This window comes from Rhodococcus sp. BP-241, assembly GCF_019836145.1.
Classification (GTDB): Bacteria; Actinomycetota; Actinomycetes; order Mycobacteriales; family Mycobacteriaceae; genus Rhodococcoides.
The window spans coordinates 1-17140 of sequence record NZ_JABUEI010000021.1 but is presented as its reverse complement, the minus strand read 5'-3'; the positions used below and the strand labels follow the sequence as shown (position 1 = coordinate 17140).

Sequence of the window (17140 nt, the reverse complement as noted above, 5' to 3'; positions counted from 1 at the left end):
CACCGCCGGCACTCCGGGATCGGCTACTCCTCGCCAGTGGATTACGAACACGCCTACCATCGACGGGTCACCTCAGACGTGGCCTGAACACCCAACCCGAACTGTCCGGGAAACCGGGTCAAGCTCCTCAGCGGATGGCGTGGATGTGTGCGGACCTCGGTGGACAGTGCGCTGCCCGCTTCGGGCCTGTCACTCCGCCCACCGACTCATCGCAGGGGGAGCACCAATGAGCGACAACACCGTGAGACCTGTACGAGCGTCCGACCGCGTGCTGCCGCATCTACCGCGGCGGCTACCGGTGGTCGGCGACATTATGGACCTCCACGTCACCGAGTCGAGCCAATGGGCGAAGCGTGATGCGCAGGAGTACGGCTCGGCTTTCGGACGAAACGTATTCGGCACCCGCGTGACGTACGTGTCGGGACCAGTGGAGGTTGCGGCGGTGAACAACTAGACGATCTGGGCAAAGTCGAAGGTGCTGCCGATACCACCCGCGGGCGGACCGACCGATCGATTCATCGTCCGCGCGTCAGCCCATCGACTCGGCAGATGCCGGGCCCCACGACGCCAATATCGGAAGTGCCCGAGCAGTGGACGACTCGGGCTCGACGGTGTAGATGATCAAGCGTTGCTCCGGATCGTGGGGCGACACAAGAGATTCGATGCCGAATGCGAGTCGGCCTACCGCGGGGTGAGCGATCTTCTCGCCGACGGACGTGCGATCCGCTACGCCGTGATCATTCCACCAATGGGCGAAGTCGTCACTTGCCAGACGGTATTCGTCGATCAGAACCGTCAATCGGGCGTCCGCGACGTGGCGTCCGACCTCGTAGCGCATCGCTCCTACCGCGGCTGACGCGTAATCGGACCAGTTGACGATGCGTTCCCTCGCACGCGGGTCCAGGAAGAGCCAGCGCACCAGTACGACACCCCTGTCGACCTCCTCGCCGAGGACTGCCCCCGCCGTTGCGGTGGCCTCTGCGCTGTTGAGAGCGGGCGCCTACCCGCGGGCACGGCTTCGCGGGCGAAGCACATCGCGTCATCGACCCGATCAACTCTGTCGACCCCTGAGGACCCGGCCGATCCCGTCATGGGCGCGTCGTCGGCCATAGATGGCGACACGGAGCGCCGCGAGTCGGCTCATGGGCAAATCCGACTCCTGCGTCCGGTGCGGAGGGGACACGCCGGGTGATCGTCGGGGTGGCTGAGCAACCTCCGGCGCTGCCCGCACGCCGCCTCGGAGCTGATGTGCAGGTCTACGCGAATCCCCCGGTAGGCACGCCGCGAACCTCGCGGCGGTCGTTCCTTCGCGGCGAGTTCGCCGACGGCCCGGGCGAGGTCACCGGCGAATTGTCGTCCCGCAATTTACATGAACTGGTCCGACTCGTTCGAAGATCATCCTCTTTCGGTGCGGTCGAGAATCAGTCGAGTGGCTTCTTTCGGTGCGTCCCACTGCGGAAAGTGACCGCATCGCTCGAACCAGTGCAGAACGGCATCGGGGAACAGCTCCGAAGCGCGCGCCGCTTGCTTCGGCACTGTCACCAGATCTCGTCGTCCCCAACCGATTGTGACCCGTCCGGGCACTGTGCCGGGCGAGGCGCCTTCCTGCTTCGGCCCATGGATGAGTGCATCGAGAGCGGCCTCGGTCGACGGGGAGTCGGCGAGCCCTCGCACGTCGGGCAACACGGTGTCGCGCGGGAGCGCCCATGGCCGCGCCGACAACTGTGCCAGCAGCAGGGTCCTTCCCGCAGGGTTGCCCAGAAGTGCAGGCAGGAAGCGCCGCAACACTTTGACAAGGGCTATCGATGGCCGGAGTGTGGCGCCGAAGACAGCGCGTTCGCGGTCGCTCCAGAAACCGCCGGGGTCGAGTGCCACGGTGTCGCCGCCGACTCCCCGTCGAGCAAGTTCGAGGACGATTCGACCGCCCATGGATTGACCGACGGTGGAAATGCCACCTAGATCGTGTTCGCGAATGAAGTCCGCGACGGAGTCGGCGAGAGCAGCGATCGATACTTCGCCCGTCAACGGCGGCGTGTCGCCGAACCCCGGTAGGTCGACCGCGATGACGTCACGGTGTTCCGCCAGTTCGTCGATGATCGGGGACCAGGATCGCCATCCGACGCCCAAGCCGTGTACCAGCAACAGCGGGTTGCCATGTCCGAATCTGACATAATTCAGCGTCATATCCTTGACGGTACGCGAATGCCCGGTCGACGCACGGGTTCCGGAAGACCGATGGCATCCGCTCACCCAGCGTTCGAGTCGGCCACTCTTCGCCGGGTACGACTGTTCGGGACCACGTCCCCGGCGTGGCGATTCGCGTTCGCTGATGATCTCGAGATGCCCCGGAGGCGACAGCGCGTCTTCGCGTTCCGGCTCGTCCCGCGGTGAGAACGCAGGTACCTGTCCGGGTCGTCGAGGCCGCGTGCGCGAGACAGTCGGTCGGCTTCCTGTGAGGCGGTTCAGACGAGAGTCGTCCGGCGGATCACGTGGCCGACCCCTGTCGGCCCCCAAATTCGACCACCGTGGATCCCCACCCGAGGGTTCCGACACGTGCGTCGGCTCCGACGGCGTCGGTGATGAGGTCACGGAGTTCGGCTTCGGTGCGTCGCCCGGATCCGTACAGGCACAGTCGCAGAAGGTCGTCCTCGGTGTCGTGGTCGTCGGTGGTGGCCGGATCGAGCACGTCGGTGATGAGGACGACCCTGCGCGCGGAGGTCTCCAGCATCGACAGCAGCAGGCGGGCGTCGGCGTCCGGGTGGGTGTCGATCAGGTCGACGGCGATCGCGAGGTCCACGGGGGACGCAGACCGGGCGACGTCGCCGGAGTCGACGCATCGGACCGCACCTCGCCGTTCGTGGGCCACGTCCGCCACGTTTCGGCCGTTGCGGTCGGGATGACCGACGAGCGTGATCTCGAGGTCGGGACGTTCCCGAACCAGGGTGTCGGCGTAGACGCCTGCCCCGTCGCCGTGGATCGCGACCGTCCGAACGCCGGTCAGATCGACGGCGTCCGGTAGTGCGGGAGCGCGGTAGACCGCAGAGAACGCCGCCTCCTCGTGGAACTCGCCCGCAAAACCGGGCTCGGCCATCTGGTCGGCGAAACGGTGTGTCGGAGGCGGTGTTCCGGTCCGGATCGTCTCGGTGAGGCCGAGGAGCGACAGTTCGAGACGGGTGTGGATCCTGTCGTTGTGCAGCTGCTGATTGAGGAACGCGTCCGGGTCGGCGAGCAGGGATCCCGTCTCGGTGAGGGCGCAACGCTGACCGTCGGTGGTGAGAAGGTCGAGCAGCGCGAGGTGCCGCACCAGCTTCGCCGTGGCACCGGGGTGAGTGCTGCATTCCGCGGCGATCGCGTCGACGGTGTCGGCGCCGCCGTCGACGGCAGCGAACACCCCGAGCGTCACCGCGGTCCTGATGACCAGGGGGGTCGCCAGGTCCGCCATCTCGTGCAGGCGCGCCGCGGCGTCCCTCGCCTGGCCGCTCTCGGCCGGAGACGCGTCCGTTCGTTCCTCGCGTCTACGCCAGTACCCGGCGATCTCGACGAACTTCTTGTCGATCTGCTTGTCCTGCTTCGCCCATCGACGTAGTGGCGTGATGGTCTGTGCTTCGCCGGCGACCCACAGGTACGGCTGTCCCGGTCGCCACGGCGCCGTTCGGACCGCGTCAACGAGCCGGGAGGCGCCGCCGGCCTCGGACCGGTACAGCCAGGTGATGTCGACGTCGGCAGCCGAGGCGAGTTCCTGCCGGTGCGAGGGTTCGGCCACTTCGACGACCACTGTCGCCGGCAGTTCGGCGGGCAGCATCTCGAGGCAGTGCGCGATGGCGGGCAGGGCAGTCTCGTCCCCCGCGAGGAGCATCCAGTCCACCTCGCGCGGCATGGTCGCGGAGTGTTTCGGTCCGGCGATCAGCACCGTGTCGCCGGGCTGCACGGTTCGGGACCACGTCGCGCCGAGTCCGCCCTCGTGAGCTGCGAAGTCCAGCACCATCTCTCGCCCGGCCTCGTCGAACCGGCGCACGGTGTACGTCCGGGCGTACGGGAACGATCCTGCGGGCCAGTCGACGGTGCCGTCGTCCTGATTTGTGGGAACGGGGAACGGCAGGGTTCCGGTGACCGGATCGGCCGGAAGTATCTTGACGTCGTCGTCGAATCCTGTGGTCCGCACCGGGGGCAGTTCGACACCGTCGCGCACGTGCCGGTCCATCGACGGCCCGCCCACCACGACTCGTCGCATCCCGGGGGTCACGTCCTCCACCCGCAGAACATCGAGTCCTCGCAAGCAGATCGGAAAGACCTGTACGTCGCGCACTGTGCCCGCCATGGGAATCCCTACTTTCTGATCCGTTCTCACCGAATAGCACTGCTACGCGGCGAACGTCTGCTGGATCTGGTCCAGCGTGGCCATGACGCCGTCGTAATCGGGTCGGTAGCTCGTCGCCGGCAGCTCGTAGACCGTGTCGGCAGCGAAGGCCGGCAACACCGCGTAGGCCGGATCCTGCGTCAGCTGCTCGAGGGTGCGCCCGGCAACCGGGACGACGAACATCACCGGGGCGGTGGCGACGGAACCGAGAAGTTCGGGGCTGACGATGAACGAGTCCCCGGAACCGTACAACTCCGGATTCCCGGCCTTGGTGAGAATGTCGTCGGCTTCGAAACCGACTTCCGACAACAACGTCGGCAATGCCGCGGTCTGCGGAATGAAGGAGGGTTCATTGGTGCTCAGCGACAGGAAATAGGCGACGGGAGACCCGGGAACGGTGATGGAATCCCTGACATCGGCGACCTTGTCCTCGTATGCCTGCAGTAGAGAGTCGACCTTGTCGCTTTCCCCGGCGGCGTCGGCGACTGCCGCGAGTTCGCCTTGCCAGGTGGTGACCGTGGACGGGATCAGCACGGTGGGTGCGATCGCGGCGAGCTGATCGTAGGCATCATTGGCCAGGACGGAGGAGTAGCCCTGCCCGCCACCGATGATGAGATCAGGTTCGGCCTGCGCAATGGCTTCGATGTTCAGCGATTCCCCCGCCGGCAGTTCCACTGTGCCCCGGGCCTCAGCCTTGTCGGCCCACTGTGGAGGGAAGCCGCCGTCGAGGTTGGTCACACCGAGCAGTCGGGTGTCGGTGATGGCGACGGGCGCGTCGAGTGTGTAGAGGTATCCGGCGAATCCGGCCGAGAGGACCGCGATGCGCTGGGGGTCGGCGGGCACGGTCACCTCTCCTTTGTCGGTGGCGATCACGCGGGTCTCGCTCGGTGTCGGCTCGACAGTTGCAGCGGTGTCATCGGCGGTCGAACTACACGCGGACGCGCCGAGGACGACGAGCGCCATCGACGCAGCGGCGACGAAGCGGACGCCTCGCCGGCGAAGGGGGGAGTGCACCATGGCGAATCCTTTCGAGAGCACTGTCGTGCGTGTCATGGTTGTGTCGAGGCCGCGATACGCACCTCGTTCCCAGGGCGGGCGTAGATGGCGGTCCGCGCGCCGTCGATGTCGTGGACGCGCACCCGGGTATCGAACACGTCGCTCAGGATGTCGTCGTGCATGATCGCGCCGGCGGGCCCGCTGACGACGATCCGGCCGTCCCGCATCGCGACGATGTCGTCCGACCAGGCCGCTGCGAAGTTGATGTCGTGCACCACGAGCACGATCGTGCGCCCCAATTCGTCGGCCGCGCGTCGGAGATGGCCCATCATCGCCACCGAGTGCTTCATGTCCAGATTGTTCAGCGGCTCGTCGAGCAAGACGTACGGAGTGTCCTGCGCGAGAACCATGGCGACGAACGCCCGCTGGCGTTGACCACCCGACACCTGGTCGAGGTGGCGCCCGGCGAGGGTGTCGAGGTGCAGGAAGTCGAGCGCACGGTCGACGTGTTCGTGGTCGTGTGCGCGGAGTCGGCCGCCGCAGTGCGGGAACCGGCCGAACGAGACGAGCTCGCGGATGGTGAGCCGCGCGGTCAGGTGGTTGTCCTGACGCAGCACCGAGACGATGCGGGCCAAGTCTCTCGTGGCCGTGTGCTGCACCACGGCGTCTCCGATGGTCACGGTTCCGGTGGTCGGCTCGAGCAGTCTGCCCATGATCGAGAGCAGGGTCGACTTGCCCGCTCCGTTGGGCCCGACGACCGAGGTGATGCCACCCTCTGCGATGGTGCCGCTGACCGGTCCGAGCACCGTCTCGCTCTGGTAGGTCTTGGAGACGTCCGAGAACGTGATCACAGTCTGCCTTTCCGGAGGACGACGACGAGGAAGAGCAGTCCACCCGCGAATTCGATGACGACCGTGAGGAAACCGGCCGCGTAGAACACGTGCTGCATGACGAACTGTCCGACGACGAGCGTGAGCATGCCGAGCAGGAATGCCATCGGCAGCACGTACTGGTGTTTGTAGCTGCCGGTCAGCTGATAGGCCATCGTCGCGACGATGAAGCCGAAGAAGGTCATCGGCCCTGCCAGCGCGGTGGAGAACGACACCAGCAGCGCCACCAGAACGAGCACGAGCGTCAGTTCACGCTTGTGGTCGACGCCGATGGTCGTCGCGGAGTCACCGCCGAGCAACAGCGCATCGAGCCGGAAGCGTCTGCGCCACAACACCACTCCCACCGCGGCGCACACCGTGAACGCGAGGGGAAGCATGCCCGGATCCACCCCGCTGAGGCGACCGAACAGGCGAACGGACAGCAGGTCGTACTCGGTGGGGGAGAGCAGACGCTGCAGGAACGTCGAGAGGCTGTCGAAGGCCAGCCCCAGGACGACGCCGACGAGCAGCATCGTGAAGAGACTGCCGAGGCGACCGGAGAAGAGCCAGCGATAGAGGATCGTGGCGAACAGGACCATGGTGAGGGTCTGTGCGATCACTTTCGGGGTGCCGTCGGTCCGCGCGATGACGGAGCCGCCGAAGACGAACACCATGACGGTCTGCATCAGCACGTACAGCGAGTCGAAACCGACGATGGACGGAGTGAGCAATCGGTTGTCTGTGACGGTGTGGAAGACGACGGTGCCGAGCCCGTGGGCGAAGGCCGCGACGGCCATGGCGCCCAGCATCGTGGCGCGGCGTTCCACCGCGAACTCGAAGGAACCCCGGACGAACAGGAGAAGGAAGCAGGCGATCGCCCCCGCCAGCACCGCGGAGGCCACGAGAAGTCGTCGGCGCGGACGTGGTCCCGAGTCGGTGCGTACCAGCGTCGGCATCGAGGGTGATTCACGCAAGAACATGACGTCGCTGCCTCACCACGAGAAGGACGAAGACCGCGGCGCTGAGCGCGCCGAGAATCACCGAGGCTGGAATCTCCATGGGCGCGACCACCGTGCGCCCGATCAGGTCGCACGCCAGCAGCAGTCCGACGCCCAGCACCGCCACCCACGGGAGGTTCCTCCGTACGTCGTCTCCCAGGACCATGGACACGATGTTCGGCACGATGAGGCCCAGGAACGGGATGAAGCCGACCACCACGCTGGTGACACCGGTGCACACCGCCACCATCGCGACGCCGAGCACGACGGTCGCGTCGTAGTTCAGTCCGACCGTGGTGGCGAGGTCCTTCCCGAGGCCGGCGACGGTGAAGCGGTGCGCGAGCAGGTAGACGAGCACGGCGATGACGACGACGGCCCACAAGGGTTCGTAGAAACCGCGCACGATGCCGCTGAATCCGCCGGACCGCCACGCGGACATGGACTGCAGCAGGTCGAATGTGCCGGCGAGGAAGGTGGTGATCGCGCCGACGACGGCGCCCAGCATGATGCCGACCAGGGGGACCACCAGTTGTTGTTCCAACGAGATTCGACGCAGGACGCCCACGAACAACATGGTGCCGACGAAGGCGAACGCGGTGGCGATCAGCATCTTCGGCATCGGCCCCAGATTCGGCGCCAGCAACAGGGCCGCGAGAATGCCCAGCCCCGCCCACTGGCTCGTGCCGGCGGTGGTGGGCTCGACGAACTTGTTCTGAGTGATCATCTGCATGACCACGCCGGACACCGCCATCGCGACGCCGGCGAAGATCAATGAGAGGGTCCGCGGGACGCGAGAGATGAGGAACATCTCCCGCGCCACCGGGTCGGTGAGCAGTGTGCCGAGCGAGATGTCGAACTCGCCGACGAGCAGCGACGCCGCGACCAGGGCGGCGGTGACCACCGCCGTGCCCAGAAGTGCTGTCCTACGATGCATTCGAGAAGGCGTCCGCGAGCGGCTCGTACGTCTCGGCGTACGCCTGGATGCTCTCCCGGGTGTAGAAGTACGGATCGAGGTAGACGATCTGGTCCTCGGACGCGAACGTCGTGCGGGCGAACGCTTCCTGTGCATCGATCACCGACTTCGCCGGAGCGGCACCGGGTTCACCGGCCGCGGCGTCGCGGTCCAGCACGATCATCCAGTCCGGGTTCGCCGCGGCGACGGCCTCCGGCGCGAGGCCGGAGTCGCCGTGCACGTCGCCGGCCTCACCGGCGAAGACGTCGCGCAGGTTCAGTGGTTCGATGATCCGACCGATCCGTCCGGCACCGTTGTCGATCTTGCCGCCCGAGACGACGGACAGGAACACCGACTGGCCGGTGGTCCGCTCCGCCGCGTTGTCTTCGGCGGCGTCGAGAGCCGCAATGATCTCGGCCGCCTGCTCCTCGCGGCCGAAAACGACGCCGAGAGAGGCGGTCTGGCGCTTCAGTGACTCGACGTAACCACCCTCGGCATCGTCGGACGGCGCGATGTCCAGCGTCGGGGCGATACGACCGAGTTCGTCGGTTTACTCCGAGAAGCGGTAACCGCCGATGATGAGATCGGGTTCCGCCTCGTTCACGATCTCCAGATTCGGCTCCCTGTGCGTCCCCACGTCGAGGATGGCGTCGTCGTCGATCCAGTCCTCGAACCCTTCGTACGGCATGATCGGCTTGGGCAGCGCCACCGGTTCGACGCCGAACGCGCGCAGGGTCTCCAGCGACGTGTTGTCGAGGGCGACGACACGCTGCGGGTTCTGGGGGACCTCGACAGGTCCGGTGGCGGTGTCGATCGAAACGGTGGTGGCGGAGTCCGCGGACGTGGTGTCGTCGGTGCTGCAACTCGCGAGCGCGCTCACCGTGATCACGGTGGCGAGGAGGGCGAGGATCGGGGTTTTCGGGGTCTTCACGAGTCTCCAGGGGTGAGTTCTTGACCGAACCTTTACCCGCTGGAGAGTAACTACTTAGGTAAGGCTACGCAAACCCGTCCTGCGTGGCTGCGACGGTCTCAGCGGCCCGCGCGTGAATCGGCGTCCTGTCTGAGCCACCAACATGTCACCCCGTACAACGCTCCGAGCCACACGGCGGCCACCGTCAGCATGCCGCTGAGGCTGTTGCTGCCGGAGAACATCGCGACGGCGATAGCGACGATCAGCACGGCATAGCTGATGGCCACGACCACCACTCGGTAACTCGACCGGCCCACTGCGGCGCGGCGGTCGGCGAGGGAAGCGCTGAGAACGGAACTACTCATGATCAAGGCATACTCTTCCGTCCGAACCGGGGAGCGTTCGAGGCGCTCGCAAGGGGGCGCACCACGCTCAGTTCAGATCAACGGGTCCACCACCCCGTGCCTGGACGGTGTACCGCTCGCTTCGAGAATCTCACATCTCACTCCTTCTGCGTGTTCTCGTGTCGCTGGCGCTGTCTGGTTCCGTAGGCGGCTTCCTCGACTGCGTCGTCGTCTTCGAGGCCGGATCCGAGGGCGCCGCCGATGGTGGCGATGGAGGCGAGGAGCCAGCTGAGTTCGAGGTAGTCGGCGGTGGTCGCGCTGTGCCCGAGGGTCGAGGACAGGACGTGCGCTCGGAGGGAGAGCCAGGCGGTGAAGAGCAGCAGACCGAACAGGGCGATGTGGAGGACGACGACGCCGATGGTCAGGGTGATGACGGTCGCAGTGTTGTAGAGCCTTGAGCGTTCGCGTTCCTCGTTGGATTCGGGCCGTTCCCACAGTTCGTGGTCGATGACGAGCCAGAGGATGAGCGCCACCGTCGACAGGATCGTCGCCGCACAGAGGCGCCATCCGCCCATGGTGTCGGCGAACGACCAGATGGTGCTGGTGGACAACGCGAATGCGCCGGTGGCGAAGGCGCCGACGAGCACCTTGGACAGGCCGGTGACCAGCCGCCAGGGCCGGTTGGCTCGCACCATTCCCGAGAGCAGCCGGAGCCTGCGCAGTCCCTTCGGTGCGAGGTACCGGGTGCCGGTCTCGTGCTGTTCGGAGGGGAATCGTCTCGTGCCGCTCGTCGGTGCGAGTTCGGGTTCGCCGAGGATGCGTGCGAGGGCGAGTTCGACGATGGTGGTGACGCGTCGAGCGAGGTCGATGGCGCCGACGGCGGCGATGGAGATCAGCGCGAACGCGTGATCGGCGCTGACCTCGCCGATCACGGGGACGGTGTTGTCGCGGCGGGGGAGGTCGGTGAGGTAGACGACGATGTCCTCGTGGTCGGAGTCGGAGTCGGTGTCGACGGTGTCGATCACGTCGTCGAGCGAGGCGTGTTCGTCGGATACGAGGGGTTGTCGGCGCACGGTGGTGGTCCATCGGCGGGGCGGTGATCCTCGTTCGGTGAGGCGTTGGGGTAGGTGGTCTGCGAGGTACTCGGCGAGATCGGCGGGTTTGCCGGGGTCGGCGATGAGCAGTACCGATACGCCGTCTCCCGGTGGACGGGTGGGTCCTTCTCGGTGTGGGTCGTGGTCTGTCATCGCCCGGTGCTACCCGGTCGATCGACCGATAAATGTGACGACTGGCCGTCCGTGGTGGCTTTTCGCCAAGGCCGAGGTGCACGTGCAAATATCGAGCGGGCGGAGAACGCCGACACGGTCGACCTTGGGTGAGAACGCAGATTTCCGGCGCCGGGGATCTCGGAGCGCCCGAGGTGACACTGCGCGTCACAGTTGTCGTTCGCGATGCGATCCTGTGGTCGAGGGCTGACCGATCGCGAGATGCGCGGCGTGCAGTGCCGCCATCACCACCGTCTCGTGCGGCCCGACCGAGGGGACGCTCGGGAACATCGACGAGTCCATCACGTGGAGGCCGTCGATTCCGTGCACGGCGCAGTGGTCGTCGACCACGGAGAGCGGATCAGTGCCCATGCGGGCACTGCAGCACATGTGCGCCGACGTTCCGAGCCTGTCCACCAAGCGCTCCGCGCGAGCACTCTCGACCACGCCGAACGACGACGCGAGCGTTCGAGCCAGAGCGACGCCGGCCTGCAGCTCGGCTCTGTCTCGTGGTGAAGTGAGGTAGCGGTATTCGATTCGCGGCGCGGCGAATGGGTCGGCTGACACCGGCGAGATGCGTCCGCGCGAGTCGGGTCGCATGAGAGCAACACCCAGCACCGGATTCATCGGCGGCAGCCCGGATATCAACTGGTCGAAAGATGCTGTGTAAGGACGGATCTCCACATCACCGACGTGAAGGATGGCATCGAGAGCGCGTGTCCGTCCGCCGGACGTCGATCGAAACGGCACGTACGACACCGTCACCTCCGGGTGATCACGAAACCCCACTCCCACGCCGGGCAGCGTATGGTGCACGTCCACGCCCACGCTTCTGAGCAGTGCCGGGTCGCCGATGCCTGAATGCATCAGAAGCAGTGGTGTTCTCACCGCACCCGCGGTCAAGATGATCGTGTCCGCCCGGAGGACGAAGTGCCCGTCGTCGTCGGTGCCCGTGACGCCGACCGCGCGTGTCCCCTCGAGAAGTACCCGCGCGACACGGGTGCGTGGCCGCACGTCGACGAGATGGCGTACCGGCGCCAGATACGCGTGTGCCGTGGTGACGCGGTAGCCGTCCCGAACATTCGAGGGCACGGCCATCCACGCATCGGTGCCTTTCTCGGCTCGGCTGACACATGAAAACCCGGCTGACGAGCATGCCCGGGCGAAGGCTCGGCCGATCTCCGAGTCGATACTCGCCGTGGGCACCATGTGCCGCTCGACGTCGTCGTAACGGCGCCGGACCGTGGGCCAGGACCATGTCGTCCGCGGCCAGGCGTCGAAGTCGGCAGAGGGGGCGCGGAGAAAGTACGCACCGTTGACGGCGCCGCTTCCCCCGAGGACTCGGCCTCTGGCCATGAATCCTGTCCGACCGGCGGAGAGCTCGACCTCGAACGTGTCCACCCGCTCCGATCCGGGCCCGATAGGCAGCTGCGTCGCAGAGCGCAGATCCTCGGCGTCAATGTCGGACTTCCCGGCTTCGAGAAGTGCGACGGTGGCCCCCGCCGCAGCGATTGTCGCTGCGACAACGCATCCCGCACTACCGCCCCCGACGACGACGACGTCGAACGAGTCACCGGTGGTCACAGTCGGCCGTGCGTGTCGGGAGCCCACGATCGAACGGCTGCGGCGAGGGAGTCCCGCATCGATGCCACGAGCAAAGCGCCCTCGGCGGCGCTCGCACCCCGAGGGTCGCCCAGAACACCGTTGCTGGTGATCGCGCTCATCCCCAGGGTGCGTAGGCGCGGAAGCAACGAGGCGATCGGGGCGGTGATTCCCACCTCCACAGCAGACTCGTCGACCAGGTTCGGTGCGAGATGCATCATGAGGGACGTTTCCGTACGACCGGCGTGGGCATCGCCGCCGGCGACCGCGCAGGGAAACCATGCGACATCTCGGCCCTCGTATCGCAGGAGACCGACCGCGGAGACGAGGGACGACAGGTTGCCACCGTGGCCATTGACGAACACCACTCGATCGGCCCATCGGCAGATGGATCGGCCGTACTCGACGAGGACAGCGGTCAGTGCTTCGGCTCCGAGAGAGACCGTGCCGGCGAAGCCCTCATGTTCGCCGCTGGCCCCATAGGCGAGGGCAGGGGCGAGAACGGCGTCATCGAGAGATCCCGCGACTGCTGCGGCGACGCGGGTGTCGGTGTCCAAGGGGAGATGCGGGCCGTGTTGCTCCAGCGACCCCACCGGCACCGCCACCAACCGAGCCCCGACCGTCTCGCGCGAGCGCATCGCTCCCAGGTTCGAGGACTGAGCGGGCCTCGACGACGACACGCTGAGCCGCCCTACCGTCAGGACGACCGACGTGCGGAGGTCAGCACGGTGGTGGCAGCATCGGACACTGCCGGCGCGGGCACGCTCTCGCCCAGCCGGCGAGTGAAGCCGTCCGGAACGACGATGTCCTGCGGGGTCAAGTCGTGGATCGAACTCTTGCCCATGCCGAGCAGCGCGCTGTCTGTGCCCATACGCAGCACATCCAGAACGTTCTCCACACCGGCCTGCCCGTTCGCGGCGAGCCCCCACAGATAGGCGCGGCCGATCATCACTGCGCGGGCACCGAGGGCGACGGCTTTGACGACATCGCTGCCGCGGCGGATTCCGCCGTCGAGTAGTACCTCGATCTCGTCACCCACGGCCTCGGCGACGGCGGGCAACATGCGGATGGTGGCCGGTGTGCCGTCGAGGTTGTTGCCCCCGTGGTTGGAGACGGAGATCGCGGAGAAACCGGCGTCGACGGCTCGGTGGGCGTCGTCGATGCGGGAGATGCCCTTGAGCATGAACGGGCCGTCCCACTGCGCACGGAGCCAGGCGATGTCGTCCCAGGACGGCGGCGGAGTCTGCTGCCACATGCCGTACGCGCCGAAGAACGTAGGTAGCTGAGGCGCGCCGGCGGGCAAGATGTTCGGCGTCGTCAGGTTGGGAACTCTGCCGGTTCGCGCGAACTTGTACAGCCAGGCGGGCCGGAGAATGCCCTCGGGTGCGAACTTGACCATGGCCGCGAGATTCATCTTCTCCGGAATGGCGGGGCTGCCCCAGTCGCGCCCGTAGGAGAACGACCAGTCGAGGGTGAGGATCATCCCCACCGCACCGGCAGCTTTCGCCCGTTCCATGCGGGCGACCATCTCGTCGCGGGTGCCCAGCCAGTAGACCTGGAAGAGTGTTTGCGGGTTGGCCGCCGCCACGTCCTCGACCGACTTGGATGCGAACGAGGACAGGCCGATGGCGGTGCCACGTGCCGCCGCCGCACGAGCCACGGCGACCTCACCGTCGGGGTCGACCGCCTGAACTCCCGTCGGCGAGATGATGACGGGCATGGAGATGTGCTGCCCCATCACCGTTGTCGACTGATCACGCTGGTGACAATGTCCGGCGACCCTGGGTGCGAATCCGAGTTCGCCGAAGGCCGCGAGATTGTCGTCGTAGGTCGTGCCACGTTCGGAACCGGCGATCAGTGCGGAGTACACCGATGCCGGGAGTCGCTTCTTCGCTCGTCTCTGAGCTTCGGCGACAGTCTCCATCCAGGCGGGTCGTGACCAGGGGGTGCGCATGGTGTCAGTCCTTCTCTCGAGGCATCCCCGCAAGGGGACTCTCGTCACACAGTTTCGGAGCCGGTCGGCCTCCGCCCTCCACGAGGGCGGGTGCGCCGTCGCGGCGGGTGAGCAGCGTCAACGGAATCGACGCTTTCGGGGTGGACCGCTTGCCGGTGCGGGAGTGGTCGACACTCGACTTCGGAACGGCGCCGCGGTCGGCGGCCAGGGCGGATTCGCCGTAGCCCTGTACACATTCGGGGTCGGGGCCGTCCATAGGCAGTCCGGTGAAGAACTTCGCGGCCATGCACCCGCCGCGGCAGGCGTCGAAGTGCGCGCATTTCGTGCAGGCGCCGGACGTCTGCGGTGAGCGCAGTTCCTGGAACAGTTCCGAGGTCTGCCAGACGGCCTGGAAGCCGCCCATGTCGGGGGTGGCGTCGCGGACGATGTTGCCGGCGAGGAACTGTTCGTGGATGGCGAAGGGGCAGGCGTAGACGTCGCCGATCGGGTCGATCAGGCACACCACTCGTCCTGCGCCGCAGAGGTTCAACCCCGGCAGGGCGTCGCCGAAAGCGGAGAGGTGGAAGAACGAGTCGCCGGTGAGCACACCGTCGCCGTTGGCGACGAGCCAGTCGTAGAGCTCGCGCTGCTGTCCGGCGGTGGGGTGCAGGTCGTCCCAGACGTCGGCGCCGCGGCCGGACGGTCGCAGGCGGGTGATGCGCAGGGTGGCGTCATAGGCGTCGGCGAGGGCCTTGAAGTCGTCGAGCTGGGAGACGTTGTGTCGGGTGACGACGACGGAGATCTTCGCGTCGCGGAACCCGGCGTCCTTCAGGTTCTTCAGGGCGCGGACGGCCATGTCGAACGAGCCGGGGCCGCGGACGGCGTCGTTGACCTCGGCGGTGGCGCCGTCGATGGAGATCTGCACGTCGACGTAGTCGGACGCGGCGAGCCTGGCGGCGACCTTCTCGTCGATCTTGACGCCGTTGGTGGAGAACTTGACGCCCACCTGGTGGGCGGTGGCGTAGTCGACGAGCTCCCAGAAGTCCGATCGCACAGTCGGTTCGCCGCCGCCGATGTTGACGTAGAACACCTGCATCTTCTGCAGTTCGTCGATGATCGACTTGCACTGCTCGGTCGACAGCTCCCTCGGGTCGCGCCGCCCGGAGGAGGACAGGCAGTGCACGCAGGAGAGATTGCAGGCGTAGGTGAGCTCCCAGGTCAGGCAGATGGGGGCGTCGAGGCCGAGTTCGAACTGGTCGACCAGGCGGCCGACCGGTTGCTCGGGGCGGGCGAGGGTGGAGGTCATGCCGGGCCTTCCTTCACGGGAGTGGGAACGATCATCGTCGAGTCCGCGAGAGCGGCGAGTGCCTGCGCGTAGCGCGGTATCGCCGATTCCTCGATTCCCATGGCCGACATCGCGGATCGTGCATCCGGATGCGACGACAGCGAGGTGACCAGTGACACGATGACGGCGTTCTTGAGGAACGAGAGCTTGCGGGTCCCGAAGTGATACAGCAACGCCCCGAACGGTTCCGGGCGCAACGCGACCTGAGGATTGAGCTGCCACGCCAGGGCCAGGTCCACCGTTCGGGGCGATGCAGCGAGCACGTCGGTCACGGCCGACTCAGTAGACGCCGCACATACCGTCGATGGAGACTTCCTCCACCAACGACTCCTGGACCAACGGTTCCTGCTGCGACGTGTCTGTCGTCTCGGTGGGATCGCTGTGAGTCATGACGTACCTCCGGTCTCGGGTTTCTCAAACGCGCATTCTCGTGTGAGGTGCGTGAATTCACTGTAGGACCGAGAGAGGTTCAGGTGTCCGATGTTCCTCTGTGACAGGCCTGTTGGCGCCCGAGGACTGCCCGATCGGGCAGGTGCGGAACCGGCCGTCACGTTGCGGCGTTCGGCCCTAGGATCGATGCTGTCCCCGACAGATGTGGGAGAGGCCTGTGACCGCGACACTCCAACCATTCGATTCCCTCGCACCGTGTGCGCCCGGTGTGTGGAGGCACGGCAACGTGACCGTCACCCGTTCCGACGATCGGATCGCCGGTGACATCCATATCGGGCGCAGCGGAGGCGTGCTGGAGGTGCGACACTCCCTGACCGCGGACCGTCTGAGCGATGCGCTGGTCGGAGAAGTCACCGACCGAGTGACAGCCGCCGGCTCGAGCAGATCGGAGTTCGAAGCGATCATGGTCGGCCTCGTGCGGTCCACCGTCCCCGGTGCGGTCGCAGCGTGGGCCACGTACTATCGTAATTCTTTGGCAGAGTTGACATCCGGTACGTCCGCCTTTGCGCCGATTCATGCCTGCGCTGACGATCTGGTCGACGGCGACAGCGTGCTCGACCTCGGTTCGTGCTTCGGGTTCTTCCCCCTGCGGCTCGCTTCTCGCGGCGTGAACGTGATCGCCACCGATCTTCACGAGGGAACCGTGCGTCTGCTCGACGCCATGAGTACTGCACTGGGCCTCGACGTCGCCACCCTGGTGTGCGATGCCGCCTCCGTGCCTGTGCCCGACGGTCACGTCGACACCGTGACGGCGTTGCACCTCCTCGAACACGTCGACGTGAGATCGGGTGACGCGATCGTGCAGGAGGCGCTGCGCGTCGCACGCCGGCGAGTGGTGATCGCGGTGCCGTTCGAAGAGGAAGCCGAACGCTGTCACGGCCATGTCCGTACCTTCGATCTCGCCGCACTGGCATCCGCGGTCTCGCGCAGTGGCGCGCCCTTCGACGTGTTCGAGCACCACGGTGGCTGGGCCGTGCTCGACGCACGCTAGATGTAATAGCCAGGGACGTTGTGGACGGCGTGGCGACAACAGATAGGTGAGGACCTCCGGTATCGGTGTGGTTACCACAACTGCACCGACAACCGAGAGGTCCTCGTGTCCCACGCTAACGCCTCCCT

The 17140-nt window shown here is 66.6% G+C and carries 18 protein-coding genes and 1 pseudogene; 2 read left to right on the top strand and 17 right to left on the bottom strand.

The window, feature by feature from the left end:
* Window positions 1-226 precede the first annotated feature (226 nt).
* Window positions 227-454, top strand: a complete 228-nt coding sequence (locus tag HQ308_RS22360) for a hypothetical protein (protein ID WP_222647978.1) — start codon at window positions 227-229, stop codon at window positions 452-454.
* A gap of 75 nt (window positions 455-529) precedes the next feature.
* On the opposite strand, the pseudogene HQ308_RS22355 reads toward HQ308_RS22360, so the two are convergent.
* The 17 genes and pseudogenes from HQ308_RS22355 to mftA form a co-directional block, all read right to left on the bottom strand.
* A pseudogene (locus HQ308_RS22355) lies at window positions 530-964 on the bottom strand (transcriptional regulator); the annotation flags it as partial.
* A gap of 431 nt (window positions 965-1395) precedes the next feature.
* The gene (locus tag HQ308_RS22350; protein ID WP_222647977.1) at window positions 1396-2184 is read right to left on the bottom strand and encodes an alpha/beta fold hydrolase; all 789 of its coding nucleotides are present in this window, start codon (window positions 2182-2184) and stop codon (window positions 1396-1398) included.
* A gap of 301 nt (window positions 2185-2485) precedes the next feature.
* On the bottom strand, window positions 2486-4318 hold the full coding sequence (locus HQ308_RS22345; protein WP_222647976.1) for a siderophore-interacting protein: 1833 nt from the start codon (window positions 4316-4318) through the stop codon (window positions 2486-2488).
* A 42-nt stretch (window positions 4319-4360) separates the two neighbouring features.
* Window positions 4361-5374: an ABC transporter substrate-binding protein gene (locus HQ308_RS22340; protein WP_222647975.1), complete on the bottom strand. Its 1014-nt coding sequence runs from the start codon at window positions 5372-5374 to the stop codon at window positions 4361-4363.
* Window positions 5375-5406: 32 nt separating this feature from the next.
* Window positions 5407-6204, bottom strand: a complete 798-nt coding sequence (locus HQ308_RS22335; protein ID WP_027507077.1) for an ABC transporter ATP-binding protein — start codon at window positions 6202-6204, stop codon at window positions 5407-5409.
* Window positions 6201-7178 carry an iron chelate uptake ABC transporter family permease subunit gene (locus HQ308_RS22330; RefSeq protein ID WP_261776479.1) on the bottom strand — a complete coding sequence of 326 codons (978 nt, stop codon included), beginning with the start codon at window positions 7176-7178 and terminating at the stop codon, window positions 6201-6203. Before HQ308_RS22330 ends, HQ308_RS22335 begins: the two co-directional genes overlap by 4 nt.
* A gap of 10 nt (window positions 7179-7188) precedes the next feature.
* Window positions 7189-8154 carry an ABC transporter permease gene (locus HQ308_RS22325; RefSeq protein ID WP_222647973.1) on the bottom strand — a complete coding sequence of 322 codons (966 nt, stop codon included), beginning with the start codon at window positions 8152-8154 and terminating at the stop codon, window positions 7189-7191.
* Window positions 8144-8686 (bottom strand): ABC transporter substrate-binding protein, encoded by a 543-nt coding sequence (locus tag HQ308_RS22840; protein ID WP_308115860.1) that lies wholly within the window; start codon window positions 8684-8686, stop codon window positions 8144-8146. The genes HQ308_RS22325 and HQ308_RS22840 overlap by 11 nt, the downstream gene beginning before the upstream one ends.
* 36 nt (window positions 8687-8722) lie before the next feature.
* A complete protein-coding gene (locus HQ308_RS22835; protein ID WP_261776478.1) occupies window positions 8723-9103 on the bottom strand; it encodes an ABC transporter substrate-binding protein in 381 nt (126 codons plus the stop codon).
* A gap of 98 nt (window positions 9104-9201) precedes the next feature.
* A complete protein-coding gene (locus HQ308_RS22315; protein ID WP_222640214.1) occupies window positions 9202-9447 on the bottom strand; it encodes a hypothetical protein in 246 nt (81 codons plus the stop codon).
* Between the two features lie 137 nt (window positions 9448-9584).
* Window positions 9585-10673, bottom strand: a complete 1089-nt coding sequence (locus HQ308_RS22310) for a hypothetical protein (RefSeq protein ID WP_222647972.1) — start codon at window positions 10671-10673, stop codon at window positions 9585-9587.
* A 186-nt stretch (window positions 10674-10859) separates the two neighbouring features.
* Window positions 10860-12275, bottom strand: a complete 1416-nt coding sequence (gene mftG, locus HQ308_RS22305; protein ID WP_222647971.1) for a mycofactocin system GMC family oxidoreductase MftG — start codon at window positions 12273-12275, stop codon at window positions 10860-10862.
* Window positions 12272-12931, bottom strand: coding sequence for a mycofactocin biosynthesis peptidyl-dipeptidase MftE (mftE, locus tag HQ308_RS22300; RefSeq protein ID WP_222640199.1), 660 nt, complete (start codon window positions 12929-12931; stop codon window positions 12272-12274). Before mftE ends, mftG begins: the two co-directional genes overlap by 4 nt.
* 59 nt (window positions 12932-12990) lie before the next feature.
* Window positions 12991-14247: a pre-mycofactocin synthase MftD gene (gene mftD / locus HQ308_RS22295; RefSeq protein WP_222647970.1), complete on the bottom strand. Its 1257-nt coding sequence runs from the start codon at window positions 14245-14247 to the stop codon at window positions 12991-12993.
* A gap of 4 nt (window positions 14248-14251) precedes the next feature.
* Window positions 14252-15532: a mycofactocin radical SAM maturase gene (gene mftC, locus HQ308_RS22290; protein WP_222640184.1), complete on the bottom strand. Its 1281-nt coding sequence runs from the start codon at window positions 15530-15532 to the stop codon at window positions 14252-14254.
* A complete protein-coding gene (gene mftB, locus HQ308_RS22285; protein WP_307095959.1) occupies window positions 15529-15843 on the bottom strand; it encodes a mycofactocin biosynthesis chaperone MftB in 315 nt (104 codons plus the stop codon). The genes mftC and mftB overlap by 4 nt, the downstream gene beginning before the upstream one ends.
* A 7-nt stretch (window positions 15844-15850) precedes the next feature.
* A complete protein-coding gene (mftA, locus tag HQ308_RS22280; protein ID WP_155957132.1) occupies window positions 15851-15961 on the bottom strand; it encodes a mycofactocin precursor MftA in 111 nt (36 codons plus the stop codon).
* Window positions 15962-16163: 202 nt separating this feature from the next.
* Between mftA and mftM the strand changes: the two genes are divergently transcribed.
* On the top strand, window positions 16164-17012 hold the full coding sequence (gene mftM / locus HQ308_RS22275) for a mycofactocin oligosaccharide methyltransferase MftM (protein ID WP_222640177.1): 849 nt from the start codon (window positions 16164-16166) through the stop codon (window positions 17010-17012).
* The last annotated feature ends 128 nt before the right edge of the window (window positions 17013-17140 follow it).

Excerpts from the sequence above, each read along its gene's own strand:
- mftC (WP_222640184.1), bottom strand. The coding sequence starts at position 15,532 with ATGACCTCCACCCTCGCCCGCCCCGAGCAACCGGTCGGCCGCCTGGTC.
- HQ308_RS22360 (WP_222647978.1), top strand. The coding sequence starts at position 227 with ATGAGCGACAACACCGTGAGACCTGTACGAGCGTCCGACCGCGTGCTG.
- mftM (WP_222640177.1), top strand. The coding sequence starts at position 16,164 with ATGTGGGAGAGGCCTGTGACCGCGACACTCCAACCATTCGATTCCCTC.
- mftA (WP_155957132.1), bottom strand. The coding sequence starts at position 15,961 with ATGACTCACAGCGATCCCACCGAGACGACAGACACGTCGCAGCAGGAA.
- HQ308_RS22315 (WP_222640214.1), bottom strand. The coding sequence starts at position 9,447 with ATGAGTAGTTCCGTTCTCAGCGCTTCCCTCGCCGACCGCCGCGCCGCA.
- mftE (WP_222640199.1), bottom strand. The coding sequence starts at position 12,931 with ATGCGCTCGCGCGAGACGGTCGGGGCTCGGTTGGTGGCGGTGCCGGTG.
- HQ308_RS22310 (WP_222647972.1), bottom strand. The coding sequence starts at position 10,673 with ATGACAGACCACGACCCACACCGAGAAGGACCCACCCGTCCACCGGGA.
- HQ308_RS22325 (WP_222647973.1), bottom strand. The coding sequence starts at position 8,154 with ATGCATCGTAGGACAGCACTTCTGGGCACGGCGGTGGTCACCGCCGCC.
- HQ308_RS22340 (WP_222647975.1), bottom strand. The coding sequence starts at position 5,374 with ATGGTGCACTCCCCCCTTCGCCGGCGAGGCGTCCGCTTCGTCGCCGCT.
- HQ308_RS22330 (WP_261776479.1), bottom strand. The coding sequence starts at position 7,178 with ATGCCGACGCTGGTACGCACCGACTCGGGACCACGTCCGCGCCGACGA.
- HQ308_RS22345 (WP_222647976.1), bottom strand. The coding sequence starts at position 4,318 with ATGGCGGGCACAGTGCGCGACGTACAGGTCTTTCCGATCTGCTTGCGA.
- HQ308_RS22350 (WP_222647977.1), bottom strand. The coding sequence starts at position 2,184 with ATGACGCTGAATTATGTCAGATTCGGACATGGCAACCCGCTGTTGCTG.
- mftD (WP_222647970.1), bottom strand. The coding sequence starts at position 14,247 with ATGCGCACCCCCTGGTCACGACCCGCCTGGATGGAGACTGTCGCCGAA.